This is a genomic window from Candidatus Dormiibacterota bacterium (genome assembly GCA_035544955.1).
Lineage (GTDB): Bacteria > Chloroflexota > Dormibacteria > CF-121 > CF-121 > CF-13.
Genome location: DASZZN010000033.1, coordinates 1 through 19900, shown reverse-complemented (window position 1 = coordinate 19900; position 19900 = coordinate 1). Strand labels below are relative to the sequence as shown.

The 19900-nt window shown below is 64.6% G+C and carries 15 protein-coding genes and 1 tRNA gene; 12 read left to right on the top strand and 4 right to left on the bottom strand.

The features are described 5' to 3' along the window. The first annotated feature begins 1 nt into the window (after window position 1). Window positions 2-673 carry a molybdenum cofactor biosynthesis protein MoaE gene (locus VHK65_11325; GenBank protein HVS06738.1) on the top strand — a complete coding sequence of 224 codons (672 nt, stop codon included), beginning with the start codon at window positions 2-4 and terminating at the stop codon, window positions 671-673. Window positions 674-713: 40 nt separating this feature from the next. Continuing rightward, window positions 714-786, top strand: a tRNA-Gly gene (locus VHK65_11320). A 1140-nt stretch (window positions 787-1926) separates the two neighbouring features. Here the strand turns inward: VHK65_11320 and VHK65_11315 are convergent. After that, complete coding sequence (locus VHK65_11315; protein ID HVS06737.1) at window positions 1927-2394, bottom strand: hypothetical protein; 468 nt, start codon at window positions 2392-2394, stop codon at window positions 1927-1929. Between the two features lie 527 nt (window positions 2395-2921). Between VHK65_11315 and VHK65_11310 the strand changes: the two genes are divergently transcribed. Genes VHK65_11310 through VHK65_11280 form a run of 7 tightly spaced genes read left to right on the top strand, consistent with a single transcriptional unit; the run spans window position 2922 to window position 8963 of the window. Next, window positions 2922-5198, top strand: a complete 2277-nt coding sequence (locus VHK65_11310; GenBank protein HVS06736.1) for a glycosyltransferase — start codon at window positions 2922-2924, stop codon at window positions 5196-5198. Then, window positions 5195-5776, top strand: coding sequence for an exosortase/archaeosortase family protein (locus VHK65_11305; GenBank protein ID HVS06735.1), 582 nt, complete (start codon window positions 5195-5197; stop codon window positions 5774-5776). Before VHK65_11310 ends, VHK65_11305 begins: the two co-directional genes overlap by 4 nt. Window positions 5777-5799: 23 nt before the next feature. After that, window positions 5800-6396 carry an ATP-dependent endonuclease gene (locus VHK65_11300; GenBank protein HVS06734.1) on the top strand — a complete coding sequence of 199 codons (597 nt, stop codon included), beginning with the start codon at window positions 5800-5802 and terminating at the stop codon, window positions 6394-6396. A gap of 4 nt (window positions 6397-6400) precedes the next feature. After that, complete coding sequence (locus VHK65_11295; GenBank protein ID HVS06733.1) at window positions 6401-7555, top strand: crosslink repair DNA glycosylase YcaQ family protein; 1155 nt, start codon at window positions 6401-6403, stop codon at window positions 7553-7555. 52 nt (window positions 7556-7607) lie between these two features. Next, entirely contained in the window at window positions 7608-7946 is a 339-nt protein-coding gene (locus VHK65_11290; GenBank protein ID HVS06732.1) for a metalloregulator ArsR/SmtB family transcription factor, read from the top strand. Next, window positions 7943-8467, top strand: coding sequence for a VOC family protein (locus VHK65_11285; protein ID HVS06731.1), 525 nt, complete (start codon window positions 7943-7945; stop codon window positions 8465-8467). Before VHK65_11290 ends, VHK65_11285 begins: the two co-directional genes overlap by 4 nt. Window position 8468: 1 nt before the next feature. After that, window positions 8469-8963: an SRPBCC domain-containing protein gene (locus tag VHK65_11280; GenBank protein ID HVS06730.1), complete on the top strand. Its 495-nt coding sequence runs from the start codon at window positions 8469-8471 to the stop codon at window positions 8961-8963. 18 nt (window positions 8964-8981) lie between these two features. Here VHK65_11280 and VHK65_11275 read toward each other — a convergent pair whose 3' ends face one another. Both VHK65_11275 and VHK65_11270 read right to left on the bottom strand, forming a co-directional pair. Then, on the bottom strand, window positions 8982-10688 hold the full coding sequence (locus tag VHK65_11275) for a putative ABC exporter domain-containing protein (GenBank protein HVS06729.1): 1707 nt from the start codon (window positions 10686-10688) through the stop codon (window positions 8982-8984). Continuing rightward, on the bottom strand, window positions 10685-11491 hold the full coding sequence (locus tag VHK65_11270; protein ID HVS06728.1) for an ABC transporter ATP-binding protein: 807 nt from the start codon (window positions 11489-11491) through the stop codon (window positions 10685-10687). Before VHK65_11270 ends, VHK65_11275 begins: the two co-directional genes overlap by 4 nt. 89 nt (window positions 11492-11580) lie before the next feature. On the opposite strand from VHK65_11270, the gene VHK65_11265 reads away from it, so the two are divergent. Continuing rightward, on the top strand, window positions 11581-12102 hold the full coding sequence (locus tag VHK65_11265; protein ID HVS06727.1) for a DinB family protein: 522 nt from the start codon (window positions 11581-11583) through the stop codon (window positions 12100-12102). A gap of 4 nt (window positions 12103-12106) precedes the next feature. On the opposite strand, the gene VHK65_11260 is transcribed toward VHK65_11265, so the two are convergent. Beyond that, window positions 12107-13432, bottom strand: coding sequence for a ferritin-like domain-containing protein (locus VHK65_11260; GenBank protein HVS06726.1), 1326 nt, complete (start codon window positions 13430-13432; stop codon window positions 12107-12109). 120 nt (window positions 13433-13552) lie between these two features. Here VHK65_11260 and VHK65_11255 point away from each other — a divergent pair, with 120 nt between their 5' ends. Together VHK65_11255 and VHK65_11250 are read left to right on the top strand one after the other, a co-directional pair. Further along, window positions 13553-15679: an HD domain-containing phosphohydrolase gene (locus VHK65_11255; GenBank protein ID HVS06725.1), complete on the top strand. Its 2127-nt coding sequence runs from the start codon at window positions 13553-13555 to the stop codon at window positions 15677-15679. A 168-nt stretch (window positions 15680-15847) separates the two neighbouring features. Next, the coding region (locus tag VHK65_11250) for a NosD domain-containing protein (protein ID HVS06724.1) at window positions 15848-19900 on the top strand (4053 nt) is incomplete at its 3' end.

The window sequence follows — 19900 nt, the reverse complement described above, 5'->3', positions numbered from 1 at the left end:
CATGAATGTGCGGGTCGTGCTCTTCGCCAAGCCTCGCGAGCTGGTCGGGCAGCCCAATGTCGATCTGGCGCTGCCTGCGGGGGCGACCGCGGCCGACGCCTGGAGTCAGCTCAGCACGCGCTACGACCTGGGCCCGCTTCCGCGCTCCTTCCGGTGCGCTGTCAACTCGGAGTACGCGGGGTGGGATGACCAACTCAAGGACGGTGACGAGCTGGCCGTCATCCCTCCGGTGAGTGGCGGCGCGATCGGCGAGCGGCGCGGCGTCGTGGCCCTGCGCGAGGAGCCGCTCGATCCCACAGCGATCGGGGATGGGATCCGCAGCGACGCTGACGGAGCGCTCGTGTTGTTCCAGGGCATCGTCCGCCAGCATTCGCGTGGCAAGCAGGTTCGGGCGCTGGTCTATGAGGCCTACGGGTCGATGGCGCAGAAGCAGATGGAGGACCTCGCGGAGGAGGCCCGTCGCCGCTGGCCGATCGCAGACCTCGCCATCGTGCATCGGACCGGCACGCTGCGAGTGGGGGAGGTCAGCGTGGTCATCGCCGTAGCGGCATCGCACCGCGGTGAGGCGTTCGACGCCTGCGAGTGGCTGATCGACGAACTGAAGCACACCGTGCCGATCTGGAAGAAAGAGGTCTACACCGAAGGCGAGGCCTGGATCGACGATCGCCCGTAAGGTTGGCGGCGGGCTCGCGGGCTAGAATAGCGATCGCCACGCGGGAGTAGCTCAGCTGGTAGAGCGTGTGCCTTCCAAGTACATGGTCGCGGGTTCGAGTCCCGTCTCCCGCTCTCCAGAATCCTTCCGCTCCCTTTAAGGAGCACTGTGATTGAAGTGCTCGAAGCGCTCAAAGACGGCCGAGCGCTGCTTCTCAGCCGAGGACCTTCGGCGACTCTCCGACCAGTCCGATGGTTGCCATGTTTTATGACCCGACCGCCGACCGCTGGAGCGCGGGCCCGAGCGTGATCAGCGCTGGTTCGGCATTCGGGATCCCGGCCGTTCGCCTCTCGAACGGGAAAGTGCTGGTGTTGCTCTCTAGTCAGAGCGTCCTTTTCGACCCTGGCGGGACATCGACTCCGACGGCTCCGGAGGCAGCGGCTCCGTTTGGACCGGCAGCGAACCCGCTCAACTCCTCTCGGACAACGCCTCATCATGAGCGCTCTGTTCTTCTTGCTCATTGTGTTGGTGCGATACGTACGTGTACGGATCGTCAGTCGGCGGCTATAGATGAGGACAGCATGGGACTGGTAACCCGTCGATCCGGTCGATGACCCCGTTCAACGCCGAGGCCCCCTGACACATGCGCCGCGCCTGAGGCCCGCAGAAGGCTCCGACCGGTGTTCAGACTGGAGGTGTTGCGGCGCGACGACACGAGCTGCGTTTCAGTGGTCTAGCGTGGTCCGGCGCCCTCAGGGAATGGCTGCCAAAATCGGAGCGCCGTCGGGATTCCCGATCCGCAGATTATTTGGTTCCCGAGCGGGTTAGGGTCCCGTCTCCCACTCTCCACTGCTACGAGCCCACCGAAGTCGGGCGCAAGCGCAGCCCGCGGATGGCTTGCCGCAACGTGCTCGTCTCGAGATGGATTTCGGTCACTGGAGTCTGGCGAATGGAAAGCTCCGTTTCGCAGCCGCTCGAGGCGGGAACTGAGCGCCTGAGCTAGGCGAAGGCTAGGAGACCGTAAGCGGGTCGCGCCCGACCGATGTGCAACGGGCTAGGAGGACGCTCGGGGGCTAGGCTGGCCGAATTCCACGCTTAGCCGGCCCACCGAATTTGCGGTACAGCCATTTCTTAAATTCGGCTGGCAGCGGAATTAGGCCAACCTCAATCACAAGCTGAGGCCTGTCAGAAGGTTGCAAATCAGGCAGGGGCGAAACCTTGACGGCGGGCTCAGTGGCGGCTTTCTCTTTGATGTCCACGGCCATATAACGAGTCTACCCCCTTGTTGCTAGCAGTACTACTGTCGAGATCACCAAGGTAGCCGCGTATAGATACAGGGTCCGCTGAAGGAGGGCCCGCTTGACGTTCAAGAGCCGAGTGTTGTTCTCAATGTCGGCAGATAAATCTTCAATCGCCTTGCGTTTGGCGGTCTCCTCCGGGTCGGTCTTAATTCCGTCATAGAAGTCGGGGAAAAGAGGACCAACGCTGAGGGGATCTGTAAACAGAGTAACGAGAGCGAGGATGGTTGCCAAGAGGAAGCCACCGAAGGGAACCCACCAGGCAGGTCCAAAGCTGCTCCGGGTGGCAAGTACCGCTATGACGACTGTTCCGGCAAGGCCAGCCAGACCAGTCGCTTTGGTGTCAAGACCAGATTCTTGAGTTACCTGAGCAGCGAGTTCGCTCTGGGCAAGAGCGATTACCAAGTCCATCCGCCCAAGAACGTCGGAGGGTCTGACCGCCATGGGCAGATGGTAGCGGTCTAGGTGACGCCATCCCGCGATCTCTTCCGCGCGGACGGAGTGACAGCCCTGTAGTGGGACTCATAGGCGCGGCGCGCGCTGTCGGATTGCGTGTGTCCATGAACGACGGCGCAGATTCGCGTCGCCCGATCCATCGCGATCGTCGTCCAGCTCCTCCCGTCTTCGTCGCTCAAATGGATGAGCATCGTGTAGGCGTCGTGCTCGACGCGCAGGCGGTGGGAGGGGTTCGCCTCCTCGTGGAGCGCGCGAGCTTGCCTTCCTGGGAATGCATCGTCGGCGACAAAAGACGTCCACCGTCTTCCTCGCTTTGGAGGTCGAGCAAGCTTGCCGCCGGACTTGGCTTTCAACAGATCGATGCTAGCGAGCCTGTCGACGGTCTGTAACAAGGCGGTTGCAACTTTCGGACGGGTGCTAGCAACCCCGTAATTCGGCCGCAATAGCGTGGGTGCGTGGGCCTCGCTATGCGCAATACGCATCCAGACGACAATTCAAGCGGCTCCCGTAAGGCCGTGCCCCCTCGGCCGCTGAGCGAACGGCTATGGAGCGTGCTGATTGGACTGCTCGTCTTCGTCACCATCCTCGTCGCCGCGCTCCCCATCTTTGCCATCGTCCGCGGTACCTCGGCCGGCATCGCCCTCGCGCGGGCGGGCAACGCGAGCCTCATCACCTGGCTCGGCCTCGAACTGGCGCTGGTCGCCCTCGGCATGGGCGCCTTCTTCTTTGCCTATTCCCTCAAGTATTACCTGGCCACGGCGACCATGCTCCTGCTCGCCTTCTTCGGTCCCGGCCATAACGGCAACGGCACCGGGGAAAAGCGGGGACATCTCAGCGGTCTGGCGCGCATCACGCGTCGCGGCTGGGTCGCGCGTCAGCATTCCAATGGCAATCGCACCAAGTGGCTGCCGCTCGGGTACGAGCCGTTTGTCTCGATTCACATCGCAACCTACAACGAAAAGGGGGTTATCGGCCGCCTTCTCGAGGCCTGCTCGAAGCTCAACTATTCCAACTACGAAGTCATCCTCGTCGACGACTCGACGGATGGGTCGATGGAGGTCCTCGAAGCCTGGCGGCAGGTCGATCGCTTCACCATCATTCACCGCGACACCAGGGATGGCTTCAAAGGCGGCGCACTCACGTATGCCCTGAAAGCGATGGACCCCCGAACGGAATTCGTCGCCATCTTCGATGCCGACGCCGTTCCCTTCCCGGACGTCCTCAGGGATCTGCTTTATCACTTCTACAGCCAGGGAAACCCTCGGCCTCGCCTCATCCCCGAGATCGGCGCCGTGCAGAGTTATCAATGGCACGTCCTGAACAAGAGCGAGAGCTGGCTGACGGCGGCCGTGCGCACCGAGTACGCCGGCAGCTACATGATCGAGCGTCCGTTCCAGCAGGTGCTCGGCTCGATGAAGATGATCGCCGGCACCGCCTACATGATCAAGGCGGGATTGTTGAGGGAGTTGGGATGGGGCCGCAGTCTCACTGAGGACTGGGAGCTGACCCTGCGCCTTTACGCCAAGGGCTACAAGGTCGTCTACACCCCTTACGCGGAGACCCCCGCCGAATGCGTCGCGACATTCGGACGGCTGGCGCGCCAGCGCATGCGCTGGGCGGAGGGTCACAGCTACAACGTCAACAAATGGTTCCTCACCATCCTTCGGTCACGCAACTTGAGTCTGCTGGAAAAGGCCGAGTTCATCTATTACGGCTTCTACTACTTGCAGTCCGCCCTCTTCATGCTGGGCTCAGCTGCCTGGCTGGTCTCGGAGATCGTCCTGCACGTGCACATCCCGGAGTGGACCGCGCTGCTTGGTTGGTCGCTTCTCTTCTCCAACCTCTTCGCGCTGCCCCTTATGAACCTTGGTGGGCTGCTACTGGAGGGCTCCCCGCGCCGCGACTACCAGGGCGTTCTGGGTGCGGTCGCACTGTCTTTCCTCCTCGTGCCCTTCCAGGCCTGGGCGTCGGTCAAAGGCCTGTTCGAACGCAAGGAGGGCGGGTGGTTTCGCACCCCGAAGACCGGCCGGGTCACGGACCGCGTCGAGCACTTGCCGCAGAAGAAGAGCATCAACCGCTGGCTGCGTCAAACCGAGACCAGGCCGTTTGCCAGCCAGGCACGCTTCCAGAGTGGCCGGCGCGCCGGTCGGACCTTTCGGCTGATCTGCATCGCCGCCCCGATCCTTGTGCTGACCATCCTGGGCGTTGGCGCGGCAACCGCACCGACGGTGCTCGCGGCCAATATCTACTACCTCCACCATCCGGGCGCCGCCTACACCATCGACAACACTCAGTCGGGCAGCTCGCCGGCAAAATTCCTGATGGAGAACCCGGGGGCGACGCAGACCTGGGCATCCACCACGACGTACGCCGCGCAGACCATCCCTGCGGGCAGCTACATCTTCACCTACTGGACGACGGGACACGGAGACGGCGAGGTGACTGCCCTCCTGACCTTTGGTTACAGCGCAACCGCCTCGTGTGCCGTCATCGCCCCGATTGCCTCGTGGACGGCTGTGCTGGACAACGGCAACTCCGATACCTCGACGACCATGCCGGCGGTGACCGTTCCGATCAATTCATATCTCTGCTGGCAGATCACGGTCGTCACCGTGACCAACGGAGGTCTCGACCTCCGCTACGACGGCAACCACCAGCAAACCTCGATCGCGACCCCGGCGATCGTCGTGCCCGAGCATGGCAGTCCCCTTATCGGTCTGGCGCTTCTCCTTCCGCTCGCGGCGGCGCAACTGATCCGGCGGCCGCTGTGGGCAAAGCGGAGAGCCCGATGACGCAACCTCGGACGACGCCAGTTTTTGCGATGCTCCTTGCGCTAACCGCCATCCTGCTGGTCGTCTTGCCTTTCGTCTCGACCTTTGACGATCTGTTGACCGTCATCGGCATGAAGCTGGGCATCGCGGCGCCGTTGCAGTGGATCGTGCCGGCGGAAGTCCGGGTCACGGTGGTCATGCTCGGCCTGTTGGGGATTCACGCCGGGGCCGCGGGGAATCAGCTCGTTGTCTGGAACGCGAGCGGCGCACCGCAAACCCTCTTCATTTCATGGAACTGCGTCGGCTGGCAGAGCTTGATCCTGCTTGGCCTGAGCTTGATGGTCGGACTTCGTGGTCCGATGCCGTTGTCGACACGCGTCGAAGTGATCGCGCTGGGCGTGCTTGGCACCGTGCTGGTCAACATCGCCCGCATCACGGCGGTCTGCTTACTGGCCGCCCTGGCGGGCTATCTGCCCGCGATTCTCTTCCATGACTACGGCGGCACGCTCCTGCTGGTTGGCTGGCTTTTCACCTTCTGGCTGCTCGTCTATCGTTGGCTGGCACCCGACCCCGCGCTTGCGCTCGTGCCACGGTCCTGAACCTCGGCGGTACAGTGTCGGCCATGGAGGCGACGCCCGAAGCTCAGGCCGTCATCCTCGTTGAGGGGACTAGCGACCAGCTCGCGCTCGACGCGCTCGCCACCCGCCGCGGTCACCATCTCAACGCTCGAGGCATTTCGATCGTGGCCATCGGCGGCGCGACGAACATTGGAACCTTCTTGAAACGATTCGGCCCTCAAGGGATGGGCCTCAGACTGGCGGGTCTGTGTGACGCCGCTGAAGAGGGCGACTTCCAGCACGGTCTCGAGCGCGCCGGCCTCGGCGCCAACCTGACGCGCACCGAGATGGAGCAACTCGGTTTCTATGTCTGCGTCGCCGACCTGGAGGACGAGCTGATTCGTGCCCTCGGGGCCGCCGTCGTGGAGCAGGTTCTCGACGCGCAGGGTGAGCTCGAAGCCTTCCGCATCTTCCAGCACCAGCCTGAGTGGCGCGGACGAACCACCGAGGACCAGCTGCGGCGCTTCTTCGGCACGAAGGGGGGCCGAAAGATCCAGTCCGCGGCGGTGCTGGTTGGGGCGCTGGATCTCAATCGGGTGCCCCGGCCGCTCGACCGCGTTCTAGAGGACCTTGTCTATTCAGTAGATCCCGCAACGGGATAGGGCCTTGCGTCGGAAGCTCCGGATCGAGCATGCTCGGCGGCTGACGGTGGCTCGCCAGCGGCTCAGCGGACCCCGACCCAAACCGGTCACGACGGACGACATCCACGCCCTGGTTCACGCGATCGGCTGCCTGCAGCTCGACCCGACCGCCATCGTCGCCCGCAACCACCTGCTGGTCCTTTTCAGCCGCCTCGGACCGTACGACCCGAAGATGGTCGACATCCTCCTCTGGGACCAGCGCCGCCTTTACGAGTATTGGGCGCACCAGGCCTCGATCGTCCCGGCGGAAGATCGGGCACTGCACCTCGCCTTACCGCCGCCCTGGACCGACCAAAGCACCACGGCGTCCTGGATGACGACGCGGGGCCAGTTCAGCGAAGTCGTCCTCGAACGGCTCGCGGGCAGTGTCTCAGTCCGCGCCGCGGACTTCGACCAACATGCCGAGAAGTACGAATCCGGCTGGGGACAGCGCAGCCCGATCACGGACACGCTGGCACTCCTCTGGCTTCAGGGCCAGATCGTACCGGCCGGCCGTGTCGGGAGCGGGCGTCGGTGGGCGCTGGCGGACACCTGGTTCCGAACGCCGCCTGGCCCGATTCCCGAGCGCCCGGTCGCCCTGCGCCGGGCCGCGGTCCGCTCCTTGCGGGCGCTGGGCGTCGCCACCCAGCAGCAAGTCAAGAAACACTTCATCCGACGCCGCTACCAGGGGCTCGCGCCCGTCTGGAAGGACCTCGAAGCCAGTGGAACGATCGTCCCGGTGGATATCGGGCTCAAAGGCGACTGGTACGTCCACGCGGACGACCTTCCGCTGCTCGACGAGATCGAGTCGGGCGCGTTCGAGCCGCGAACGACCCTGCTGTCGCCCTTCGACAACCTGATCTGCGATCGCGACCGGACGCTGGCGCTGTGGGGTTTTGACTTCCGGCTCGAGATTTACGTTCCCAGGAGCACGCGCTGGGGCTACTTCGTGATGCCTCTGCTGCATGGCGACCGCATCTGTGCCAGGTTCGACCTGGCCGTCGATCGGCTTGAGGGGGTGCTCAAGGTGGTAGGGGAGCGATGGGAGGCGGGCTGGGACGGTCGGCGCCGGCCCGTTCGTCCGACGACGCAGGCCCTCCGCGAGCTGGCGTCGTTCCTCGGCGTGGGCGTCAGACGGTAACACCTACGATATATTGTTGACAAGACATATGTCGATGTAGTAATGTATCGCCATGCCCGACGCGTTCCAGATCCTGGCCGATCCCACCCGCCGCCGGCTCATCGAGGAGCTGCGGAGCGGGGAGCGCTCCGTGAGCGAGCTGGTCGCCGTCGTGGACATCGGTCAGCCTGGTGTTTCGCGACAGCTCGCCATTTTGCAGGACGCGCAGTTCGTTGTCGTCCGCCCGGAGGGCCGGCGGAGGCTCTACGCCTTGCGACCGGAGCCGTTTCGCGAACTGGACGAATGGATGATGGGATATCGCGCGATGTGGGAGGGCCGACTCGATCGGTTTGCGGCAGAACTCGACCGGCGGGGCAGGACCCGACCGAAAAACAAGGAGGAAGAAAAGTGACGCAAGTGGGTACGCAGACGACGGCGGTGGCCAACAAGACAAAGGTGCAAAGCGTCAGACCATGCTTGACATTCAAGGAGGGCGCCGAACAAGCGGTCAATTTCTACGTTTCGCTGTTTCCGAATTCCAAGGTCCTGAGCCTGCTGCGCGCCGAGGCGAACGGTCCTCTTCCGGAAGGGAGCGTGCTGCACGCTAGTTTCCAGCTCGACGGACAGGAATACACGGCGTTCGATGGTGGCCAGGCCTTTACGTTCACGGAAGCGTTCTCGTTTGTGGCGACCTGCGAAACTCAGCAAGAGCTCGATCAGGTCTGGGCGCGGCTCACAGAGGGCGGAGAGGAAGGACCATGCGGCTGGCTCAAGGATCGATTCGGCGTGTCGTGGCAGGTCGTCCCCTCGGCTCTGGGGAAGATGATGGGCGACCCGAAATCGGGGAACCCGGCAAAACTGATGGAGGCCCTGTTGAAGATGCGCAAGCTCGACATCTCGAAACTGGAGCACGCCTACCGGAGCGGCGCGTAGCTTGACCTCGCAGACCCAACCGGCGCGCCGGAGAGTCACGATCGAGCGAAGCTTCAACGCATCGATCGACGAGGTCTGGGAGCTCTGGACGACGAAGGACGGCATCGAATCCTGGTGGGGCCCACCAGGATTCGAGGTGAGAGTGCGCAGGCTCGACGTCCGCCGCGGCGGCGAGCTCCTCTATGCGATGACCGCGGTCGCTGCGGACCAGATCGACTTCCTGAAGAAGGCCGGGATGCCGCTGACCACGGAGTCTCTCGTCACCTACACCGAGGTCGTGCCGCGCCAGCGACTCGCCTTCACGCAAATGGCCGATTTCATTCCGAACGTCAAACCGTACGCGCTGGCGATGACCGTCGACTTCGATACGCAGCAAGAGGGCGTGAGGTTGGTCATGACGCTCGATGCCATGCACGATGAGTACTGGACGAACATGATGGTCATGGGCTGGGAGAGCGAACTCGGTAAGCTCGCCGACCTTCTGAAGCGAGCCTAAGGCGATGCGCGAGCGAGGCTAGCGGCGTTCGGCCTGGGCGAACGCCAGGCCATTGCCATCGAGCTGCGACGCCGCGAACAGCACCAGCAGCCATCCCTCGCCCAGCGCCGTGATGACCGCCGCCACGAGGCTCCCCGTGCCGCTCTCGGTTGCGATGCCGCCGACGATGCCCGCGATCCCGATCGGGATCACCATGACGAAGAGCACGATGACTCGCAGGCATCCACCGGGGCCGCGCATATCGGAAGACCCCGGGAGGATCGCGTACGTCCCAAGCGCCATGGAATTGATCGCCCAGGTCGCGGCAACGACGATGGGCGCCCCCGCCAGGAGGAAGGCGGCATTGCCGCCGGCCACGCCTGCCGTCAGTAATCCAGCCGAGATCGGAATCGCGAGCCGCAGTGTCCGCGCGACCAGCAGCACCGCGAGTCGAGCCCGCAAGGTGGACGCCGAGAGCCACCAGATCGGCTTGCGCAGATCGTTGCCCAGGCGGTACGCGGTAAAGAGGCTGATCATCACGACGGCATAAGACAGCGGCCCGAGCAGGGCGCCTGCGACTGCGGGACGGTTGCGACTCAGCGTGCCGAGCGCCGCGCCGACCACAACGGCAACCAGGAGCGCGATCGCCGGCAACCGCATGCCGCCCGCCACTCGTCGGGTTGCGAGCCACTCCTTCCAAAGGATCGTCCATGCGCCGGACGGCACCCAGCGCCCCTGGCTGGAGGGGGCCGCCGTCTGTCGCCGGTGGATGGGTTGGGCGATTCCCGCTTGGCTTAGCAGCTGCCGCTGATCGCTCCGCGTCATAAAAGGCCCTCGGCGGCGGACGGCGCGGCGAAGAACGATCATGCGAGCCGAGGACGACCACAATTCGGGATAGACATCGCCTGCAACCAGCCAGGTCAGCAACAGCGATCCCGTCGCGAGGGCAGCCAGGGCGATGAGTCCCGGGCCGTTGCCTTCGAAGGCACCGACGAGCCAGCTACCCGGCGGCAAGGTGGCGGCCACCGGCTGCAGCGTTGAGACCAGGCTGGGCGGCCCCGGGGAGAGCGCGACGAAGATCACGACGACGGAGGCCAGTCCCGTCAACACAAGGAGCCACCCGAGGAGTGCGGGATTCGGTCCGATCCGACGCTTGCGGCTGATGAAGATCGGAAGGTTGAGCGCCACCGTGGCCGTGAGGAGAAGCAGCGAGAAGAATGCGCCGAGCCCGCTGGCGGCGGACGCACCGAACGACGCCGGGAGGATGAAGATGAAGAAATACAGCATCATCGGAATCCTCCAGCTCAGCGAGAGGATGACGCGGACGACGAGCCAGAGCACCACCAGGCGGGGCGGCAGCGCCGAGCCGATCAGGAATCGGGCATCCGCCGCCGATCGGAACGCGGGTAGCGGCTGCCGGGACGAAGCGATCGTGAAGATTCCGTAGATGATCAGGACGATGCCCGGGATGAAGGTGGCGGCGACGTGCAGCCACGGTCTTGGATCGATGATCGTCGGCAACGGCCCGGCGCTCGGGGGCGGCGCGGGTCGCGACCGGATCGCGTCGTTCATCATCGTGCGCGCCTGGATGGACGACAGGATCACCAGGATAAAAATCAGCCAGAAGATCAAGCGCAGCGGGTTTCGCGCTGCCGTCCGCATCCGGTTGAGAAGGATGTGCGCATCGAGGTAGAGAAGCGTGCGCAGCGCCGACGCGGGTGTGATCGTCCGGTCGGCGGCGATCACCTGGTGACCTCGAGGAAGATGTCCTCGAGGTTGCGGTTGTCGCGCTGGTGGCGGATCTCGTCGAGGCCGCCACTGAGGATGGCGCGCCCCTTCTTGAGGATGACGATCCGATCGCAGAGCGTGTCGATGTACTCGAGAAGGTGAGTCGAGACGACGATCGCGCCACCCTGCCCGCGGATCTCGACCAGGATGTCGTGGAGCTCTCGCTGGCCTCTCGGGTCGAGACCGATCATGGGCTCATCCAGGAGGAGGACAGGCGTCCTCGCCAGCACGGCGCAGGCAATCAGCAGCTTCTGGCGCATCCCCTTGGAAAGGGCGTCGCCCAGCGCATCGCGCTTGTCGGCCAGGTCCAGCCGCTCGAGCAGGCGCTCGCCGTTGGCACGCCAGGAGGCATCGACCTTGCAACTGCGAGCGACGAAGACCAGATGCTCCCAGACGGTCAGCATCTCGTAGACCTCGGGCGTCTCCGGGATGAGCGCCATCTGGCGGGTGCGTTCGAAACCCAGCCGCCGGCCCTCCCAGGCGATCGTCCCGGCGTCGGGCCGGAGCAGCCCGGCCAGGCACAGCAAGGTGGTTGTCTTGCCCGCCCCGTTCGGGCCCAGTAGGGCAAGGATCTCTCCAGGCCGCACCGTCATCGAGAGGCGGTCGACCGCGGTGACCTGATCGAAGCTCTTGACCAGGCCGTCGACGGTCAGGCCCCCGGTCTGGGCGACCGGCTGGCGGACGACCTCGAACTCGGGCCTTGGCTGGGGCCTCGCCGGCGCGGCAGGCGCTGGCGGCTCCGACGCCCCCCGCTGCTCCATCGACTTCACGCTACCGCAAGGAAGCGAACCGGGCAAGTAACAATCCAACGTCTCAGCTGACGCCGACTCCCGCTTCCTACAATGTCCGGGTGATACCCGCCCACGTCGTCCCCCATCGCCGGCTCGACGTGCCACTCGTGGGCGATGAGAAGAACATGCTCAGCGCCTTCCTCGACCGCTATCGCGAAACGATGGTCTGGAAGCTCGACGGTCTGTCGAAGGAGCAGGCGTCGGCGCGCCTCGTGCCTTCGCCCACCACGCTACTGGGGATCGTGAAGCACCTGGCGTATGTCGAGCGCTGGTGGTTTCAAATGAACTTTGCGGGCGACCCGGTGATCTTCCCCTGGCCCGAGGACGAGCCTGACGAGGACATCGATTTTCGCGTCACGGCGACCGACACGATCGAGGGTATCCGCGCTCTCTACGAGCAAGAGTGCGCTCGATCGCGTGAGATCGTCGCCGCCGCATCGCTCGACGATCTCGCGAAGGACCAGAAAAGGGGTGACCGGACCCTGCGGTGGATCATGGTGCACATGATCGAAGAGACCGCCCGCCATGCCGGTCACGCGGACATCCTGCGCGAACTAACCGACGGGGCGATCGGGCAGTAGCGGGCTAGCTACTCGGCGCCGACTCCGTCGAGTGCGCCCGGGCCTTGAGATGCTGATCCAGGTCGCCGGCCATGCCGCGCAATTTGCCTTCCATCTTCGTCATGACGTCGGGGCTCGTTTCGCGCCCCAGGCTCGCGCAAACACCGGCCAGCGTCTCGAGGCGCTCGTGCAGGATCTTCCAGGCCGCCTCCCGGTGTGGGAGGACGAAGAACGCCGGGCGAACGATCTCGAAGGCGGGGCCCGCCGTTCGGCCGGGAAATTCGGGGCCGACCGGCAGCGCCGTCAGCACCGGACCCAAATTGCGCATCACCCAGTTCATCAGGTGCTTCGCCGTCTTGGCCAGCGTCTCGAGCTCCTCGGGCGTCTCGCCATGATGCACGAAATACCGGCTCTGGACCTGGAGGGTCACCTCGTAGACGGCGTTGAACAGGTCGGCCACCCGTCGTGTCAGCGGATCTCGGACGAGCGTCACCCGGTCGACGTCGGGGGGTTGCCGCAGATAGACCGGCAAGACCGGTCGGGCCGGCTCGAAGGTGGGATCAAGGGCTCGGAGCGAGAGAAAGTCCTCGAGGATGCCGACGAACTTGCCGAAATGCGACCTCACCCAATCGCCCCGGGCGCCTTCGCCCTGTTCGACGATGACCTCGATCGCGGCGCTCGCCGACGCGAGGTCGGTGACGGCCGTCAAGTCCGACCACTCGAAGACCTGGGTCGTCGCCTGCGCCTTGGCGGGCCCGATGAAGACGGCAGCCTCGCCGAAGCGCTCGACCAGGTGGGCGAGTCCCCTCTCGATCCCCCGGTAGAGATGGCCAACCGTGTGCCACTCCTCGGGACCGGCGGTGATCTGCGGATCGTCCACCGTCAGCGGCTGCATCATCCCGAATGAGCCAAAGCCTGCCGCATCCTTGAGTGGCATGCCCTCCGGCCGCTCGAGGAACATGAAGTGGCGAAGGGCGCGCTCCCCAAAGGGGACGAGGGCGATCTGGACATCCGGTGGGTACCAGCGCGAGAGGATCGGGAAATTGGGTCGCTCGAAATGGGGTGCCGCCCCGACCGCGCTGAAGATGTTCGTCGCCAACGCCAGGTGGAGCATCTCCTGCTTGATCACGTCGATGAGGGTGAGCTCCCAGGCCTGGATCCGGGCCAGCTGCTCCGCCGTGAGGCCTTCCTCGACACTCCGCTTCAGCGAAAACTGGGCATACAGGTACTCGCAGAGCAGCCCGTGCTCAAGTTCGCAACCTTCCCCCAGCAGGTAGACCAGCTCTTCCCGGCTCTCGACCCGCAGCGGCGGTTCCGCGACGGCTCCGTTCGGCGGCCGGGAATTGGCCATACCGGCATTCTGGCTGGGCGCTGGCGCCTAGGCAATGCTCCCTCACGCTCTGGGGGAGAGCCGGGTAGGAGCCCGGGGTCGCTGGAAGGCGCCGGAATACACGTTGTATTGGGCGCGGTTATGGCAGAAAACGAGCGAATTCCGGCCGACTTCCACAAGGCCATGTTTCGCATCGCCGCGATTGCCTTTGTGACGTCGGCGACGGTCAACGTCGGCAGCAGCTTTATCGGAGGGCCGCAATTCGACTTCACCGGCATCTGGATCATCGGCATCCTCTCTTATGTGGGGGCTGCGGTCAGCTGGTTCTTCCCCTGGCACCGTCTGCCGGTGGAGCGATTCCTGGTGGTCATCGTCATGCCCGGCCTGGTACTGCTCGGCTTCATGCTGATGGCCACCGGCGGTATTCACTCACACATCCTGCCGATCTTCATCGCGCCGGCCGTGTTCATGGCGGCGGCGTACGGATTCCGGACGGGAGCTGCGATCGCGCTGTTGACGGCGGCGACGGCGACCCTGCCGCTCTTCATCAACGGTTGGGACAGTTACTACGGCCGAACCCTGGTGGTGCTGGCGGTGGCGACGATGCTGTGCGCCTACATCTCGGCCCGCGTCCGGCAGTCGCTGCTCAACGAGTACGAGACCCGGCGCCGGCAGCAGGAAGAGAGTTACGTGGCGACGATCGGAGCGCTGGCAGCCGCATTGGACGCAAAAGACCGGTACACGGAGGCGCACTCGCGGGAAACCGCCGAGCTCGCGGTCAGCGTGGGAAAGCGCCTTCATTTGCCGCCCGATCAGCTGCGCCTGCTGGAATACGGAGCGCTGCTTCACGACATCGGCAAGATCGGTATCCCCGGCTACATCCTCCAGAAGCCCGGGGCGCTGACCCCCGAAGAATTTGCGATCATGCGCGAGCATCCGGTGATCGGCGAGCGCATCCTCGCCTCCGTGCCGTTCCTTGCCCCACTCGGTCCGATCGTTCGGGCGGAGCATGAGCGATGGAACGGGAGCGGATACCCTGACGGTCTCAAGGGGGAAGAGATTCCGATCGAGGCGCGCATCATCCACGCCTGCGACGCGTTCCACGCGATGGCCTCCGATCGTGCCTACCGCAAGGCGCTTCCCATGGCGGAGATCGTCGCCGAGTTCCAGAAAGAGACCGGGCGCCAGTTCGACCCGCGAGTCGTCGACGTGATGCTCGAGGTCATCGAGCACGAACCCCCGCATATCACCGCCGCCGCCCAGGCGTCGGGCCAGCCGATCCCGGACGCGTCGGTGTCAGGTCCCCGCGGTTGGGCCCAGCACATGCAGACGGTGGAAGCCCTCGGGCAACAACTGGCGCGGGCTACCAGCATCGAGGATATCTGCAATCGCATCGGTGCGACGATCGCGTCGCTTGTTCCGCAGGATCAGTGCCGCGTGCTGTTGATGAACGACGACCGAACCCGACTGGAGGTCGTCTACCTGAAAGGCAAAGACCGCGAAGAATATCGCGCCGTCACGATGGAAAATGCGGCGGTCGAAGTGGGGCAGGGCATCGCCGGCTGGGTCGCGGAGTCGCGACGAGGCGTCGTCCTGGGCGATACCGAGCATCATCCGAAAGCGCTGCACGTACCCGGCACCGAGATGATCGATGAATCGATGCTGGCGGTGCCGGTTGTCTTCGAGGACGAGATCCTGGCGGTCATCGTCGTGATCAAGCTGGGGTTGAATCAATACTCGTTGGACCAGCTCCGTTTGCTGACGATCCTCGCCAACCAGGCGGCGGTGGCGATGGCGAACGCGCGGCTGATCGATCGGCTCGCCTCGGCGGCGACGATCGATGCGCTGACCGGGCTGATGAACCGCGCGGCCTTCGAGGAGGCGGTCAACAAGATGATGCTGCGCCCGCAGTCGTGGGGAACCCTGCTGATGCTCGATGTCGAGAAGCTCCGCGACGTGAACGACGCCTATGGTCACCGCGCCGGCGACGCGGTGCTCAAGCGGATCGCGAAGGCGATTCGAGCGTCGATCCGCAGCGACGACGTGGCGTCCCGCTGGATCGGTGACAACTTCGCCATCCTTGCCCCTGGCTTCTATTCCGCCCAGGCCGACGTCCTCGCCCAGCGCATCGAAGCGGCGCTGCAGTCGGACCGGGTGTCGATTCGATGGGGTACCGCCGAGTACCACGGCGACGCCCTGACGGCTCAGGATCTGCTCGCCGCGGGGCTCAAATCGCTGGCCCGCAAGCCGGACGACGTCGCCGCCTGACGTTTGGGGCAAACCGCTGCGCCCGAACGGGCAGGATGCTCGGAGTTTCGCGCAATATGCTTGACGGTCCAAAACTGGTCCCCTAACGTCAAAACTCGCCGCTGAAACCGAGGGACCGCCTACGGGCGGAATGACTCCGTGCCGAGGGAGGGTGTGAGGCTAGACGTAGTGCGCCGGCTCAAGCCACCGGCCTCGCCAACCGGTTTTCTACTGCGCACCAGCTGGAAATTCGGGCTGGGCGTGGGCATCCTCGCCGTGCTGCTCACGGCCGGCGGTGTCGATCGTGTTCAGCCGAATGGCCACGCGCTGGCGACCAACGTCTTGCCCACCACCGTCCCCTGCGGACCTATCGCCACCGATGCTTCTGACCCGACCACCGCCACCTGGACCGCGATCAAGAGCCCCTATGGCACGGGTAGCCCCTACAACTTGCCGGTCAGCACCACGAACAACACGGATCCAACCGTTCAGCCGTGCGATGCGATCGTGGTGCCGCACGACGTGACGCTCAAGATCGATGCGAGCCAGGGCCCGGTGCAAATCTTTTCGCACGGCGCGGCCATCAAGGTTGACGGGGGTCATCTGCTCGTACTGGGCGCCAGCGAGACCAACTCGGTGCTCTTCGACGCCGAACCCGATGTCGCCTCGTGGATCGGCATCACGGTCAATGCCAGCGACTCCAGCCACCGGGGCAACGCCTCGTTGGCCTACGCCAGCATTCAACACGCGCTCAACTCGATCACGATCACCAGCGGCGCGACCTCCACTCCCGATCCGACCAACCCGAGCTCACAGCTTCCCTTCGGGCTCGCGCTGGTCAACAGCGGGATCGGGCCGTCCTACTTTGACGGGATCGACACCATCGACACGCCGGTCCTGATCAGGGGTCATGCGGATCCAGGGACCGGACGAGCCGACGGCAAATTTGGGACCGTCAACAACATCGGCTCCCAGGGCATCAAGCTCACCTGGGATACCTCCGCGCTACCGCTGGCAACGAACGCGAATGCGCTCGAGATCGACAGTGTCACCTTCGGCAGTTCGGTCCCGTTTGCCGAGACGGGCTGCTTGCCACTCCAGGTCCCGTGTTCGGCTGGCTCGATCGGCAATGACGCCGTCGTCGCCACCTTTCCGGGCCCGAATCCGCCGCCGCCGCCACCACCACCGGTGTTGATCCATCAAAGCCGCTTCTACCGGGCTGGCTCATTCGGCGTCGAGCTGAACAATGCCCTTCGACCAGTCATCATCAACAACAACTTCGACTGCAACGGCACCGGTTCACCGAAGCCAAAGGAAACCTGCGTTGGAACCGGCCTCAAGTACTCCGCCGTCTACCTCAACAAGGCGACGGTCGACCTCGAGAACAGCGTCACCAACAATGTCGGCCACGAGGACGGCCTGGACGCCATCGTGGTCAACGGCTCGATCGTTTTCCCGTCAGGCCTCAGCCAGCCAAAGCTGACCTGGAAAAACGCGACGAACGACCCCACGAGCGAGATACACCAACTTGGCTACCTCCTCGACGGCGATCTGAACCTCACGAGCGGAACCTTCGTCGTTCCGGGTGGCAGCGTGGTGAAGTCGAAGGGCGCGATCAACTTAACGGGGGCGGCGCTCGATGCCGGTGACACCACCAACTCGGGCACCAAGATCTTTACCAGCCTCCGCGACAACGTTAACATCACGAGCTGTCCCTCTGTCTTCGTGCAGTCGTGTCCCTCGCCGCTCCCAGCTGGAGAATGGGGCGGGATCAACCTGACTGGCTCGGCTACGGATGCCACGATCCGAAGCGCGACCACAGGCACCATCACCAACGCCGCAATTCTCTACGCGACCACCGGCGTTCACATTCTGTATGGCAGCTCGCTGACCGTTACGAGCAGCGCCATCGGCCCGACCTTCGCCGACGGCGTGCTCGCCCAGGGCACGGCCCTCGCGGTGAGCGGGACGACCTTTGGTTGCCCGGTCGGCGTTTGCAGCGGGCCCAGCAGCGGCAACCATGGGATTCTCGCGGACTTCAGCAATGCCGGGTCGACCACTGGGCTGAAGATCGGCGGCCCGAACCCGGCGGACAAGAATACGTTCCAGGGCAGCGTCAACGAAGCGATCCGCGCGCTCGGTCTCGCCCGCCAGCCGGTCGATATCGAAAACAATGCGATCCAAAACGCGGGCGCGACCGGGTCCGGCGGCAGCGCCGGCATCTATCTGCAAGGAGCCGACAACCTGATCCTCCGGCGCAACGACGTAGTTGGGAGCGGCACCGGAAATGTGCTATACCCCGCTATCTGGCTGGACGGGGTCAGCCATGCCGACTTCAGCGGTCCGATCAGTGCCAATACCGGCTCCGGCAACGGCCTCAACGTGATCGCCTTCCACGGCGATGCCAAGACGCTCAGCTGGCAAAGCGTCGGGACCAGCGGCAAGCTGGGCTTCATCGTCGATGGCAACCTGCTCATCGCGGGCAATCTCACGCTCGTCAACGGTGACTATGCCCCCGTGCTGGGCGGCACGATCACGCTGCAAGGCGGCGCCCTGGTCTCCACCGGGGCCGCCCTGACCAGCCTCAAGGAGCAGACGGTTCTTCCGAGCTGTGGCTCGGTCTTTGTCCAGAAAGCATCCGGGGTCTGTCCGGCACCGACCCCGGGCGACTGGGGCGGACTGGTGCTCGACGCTGGCAGGGCGAACCAGTTGACCGACTCGGAAATCCGTTATGCCGTGACGGGGATCTCGGTGGGCGCCCCGAGCGGGTCTCGTACCTTCCAGAACCTGACCATGACCCGCACCAACATCAGAAACACGTCGTTTGATGGACTGAGTACGCATTCTCCGGTCTCGATCAACGGTGGCGCATTTACCAGCAACGGCGGGCGCGGCATCAAGGTCGATTTGACGGGCGTCACTCCGAGCGCGTTCCAACCCCTGACCATCAGCGGTCACGCCGTGGTCGCCGGCAGCGGACTGGACGGCATCCTGGCCATTGCGCTCAGTGGGCACACGGTCCAGCTGCAGGATGCCAGCGTCGATCGCTCGGGTGCCTTCGGGATCAACTTGACCAACGCCGACCATCTCACGCTGATGAACAACACCGTCACCAATTCTGCAGCCACCTTCCCGGCGATCTACTTGAACGGATTTTCCGGGTTGTTCGCGAACATCAGTGGCAACCGGGGCGCCCTGAACGGTGTGGACGCGATCGCCTTCCACGGCACCGTCACCGACGACCTCACCTGGCAGACGGCCCATGCGAGCAGTGACCCGACCAGCCTCCTCGGCTACATCCTCGACAACACGCTGACGATGCAATCGCCGCACACCCTGACGGTCAATGCTGGCGATGTCGTGAAAGTCGGCAACGGCGGTCTTCTCAACCTGCAGGGTGTCAACCTCAAGGCCGACGATACGGGGATCAGCAGCCAGAAGGTCTTCACCAGCCTGACGGATGACAGCGTGGGTGTCCTGGCGTGTCACTCGGCCGTCGTCAGCGGCTGCACGGGCGTGGCCCATCCTGGCGATTGGGCGGGCATCGTTCTGAGCGGCAGTGGCGCCAACGGGTCGCTGGTCAACGCCGCGGTTCGGTACGCCACCACCGGCATCCAGATCACGAGCGCAGCGTCATCGACATTCGGTTCGTCGGTCTTCGGGCTTGTCGTCTCCGGGAGCAGCATCGGACCGACCGGCTCCGACGGCATCACTGCCGCGACGACGGCGATTTCGGTTACCACCACCTCCTTCAGCGGCGGCACGCATGGCATCAGCGTCGACTTCAGCGGTGCGATGCCCGGCACGCCGTTGCGTCTCAGCGGCAACCGGTTCGTGTCCACGAGCGTCGAGGCCATCCTTGGCCAGGCGCTCGGTGGACAGCCGGTCTGGATCACGGATAACCGGATTCAGGGTGCCGGAACCTATGGGATCCGGCTGCTCAATGCGGATCAATTGGTCCTCCGGAACAACAACGTCGCCGGTAGCGGCGGCGGCCCAAGTGCCGGCGCAAATCGCTACCCCGGCATCTACCTGCCCGCGGTATCGGGTGACTTCACCGGCAACATTCGCGGCAACGTGGGGAGCGGAAACGGCCTGGACGCCCTCGTGTTCGACGGTAAGGTCACGGCCGACCTGACATGGATCACGCCGAGCAACGCGGGTTCGACGCATGCCCTGGGGTACCTGTTGGACGGCGGTCTGACGCTCCAGGGTGGAAAGCTGGTGGTTGGGCAGGGCGCC

Coding starts and splice junctions, on each gene's coding strand:
- VHK65_11325 (HVS06738.1), top strand. CDS start 2: ATGAATGTGCGGGTCGTGCTCTTCGCCAAGCCTCGCGAGCTGGTCGGG.
- VHK65_11315 (HVS06737.1), bottom strand. CDS start 2,394: ATGGCGGTCAGACCCTCCGACGTTCTTGGGCGGATGGACTTGGTAATC.
- VHK65_11305 (HVS06735.1), top strand. CDS start 5,195: ATGACGCAACCTCGGACGACGCCAGTTTTTGCGATGCTCCTTGCGCTA.
- VHK65_11300 (HVS06734.1), top strand. CDS start 5,800: ATGGAGGCGACGCCCGAAGCTCAGGCCGTCATCCTCGTTGAGGGGACT.
- VHK65_11290 (HVS06732.1), top strand. CDS start 7,608: ATGCCCGACGCGTTCCAGATCCTGGCCGATCCCACCCGCCGCCGGCTC.
- VHK65_11270 (HVS06728.1), bottom strand. CDS start 11,491: ATGGAGCAGCGGGGGGCGTCGGAGCCGCCAGCGCCTGCCGCGCCGGCG.
- VHK65_11260 (HVS06726.1), bottom strand. CDS start 13,432: ATGGCCAATTCCCGGCCGCCGAACGGAGCCGTCGCGGAACCGCCGCTG.
- VHK65_11255 (HVS06725.1), top strand. CDS start 13,553: ATGGCAGAAAACGAGCGAATTCCGGCCGACTTCCACAAGGCCATGTTT.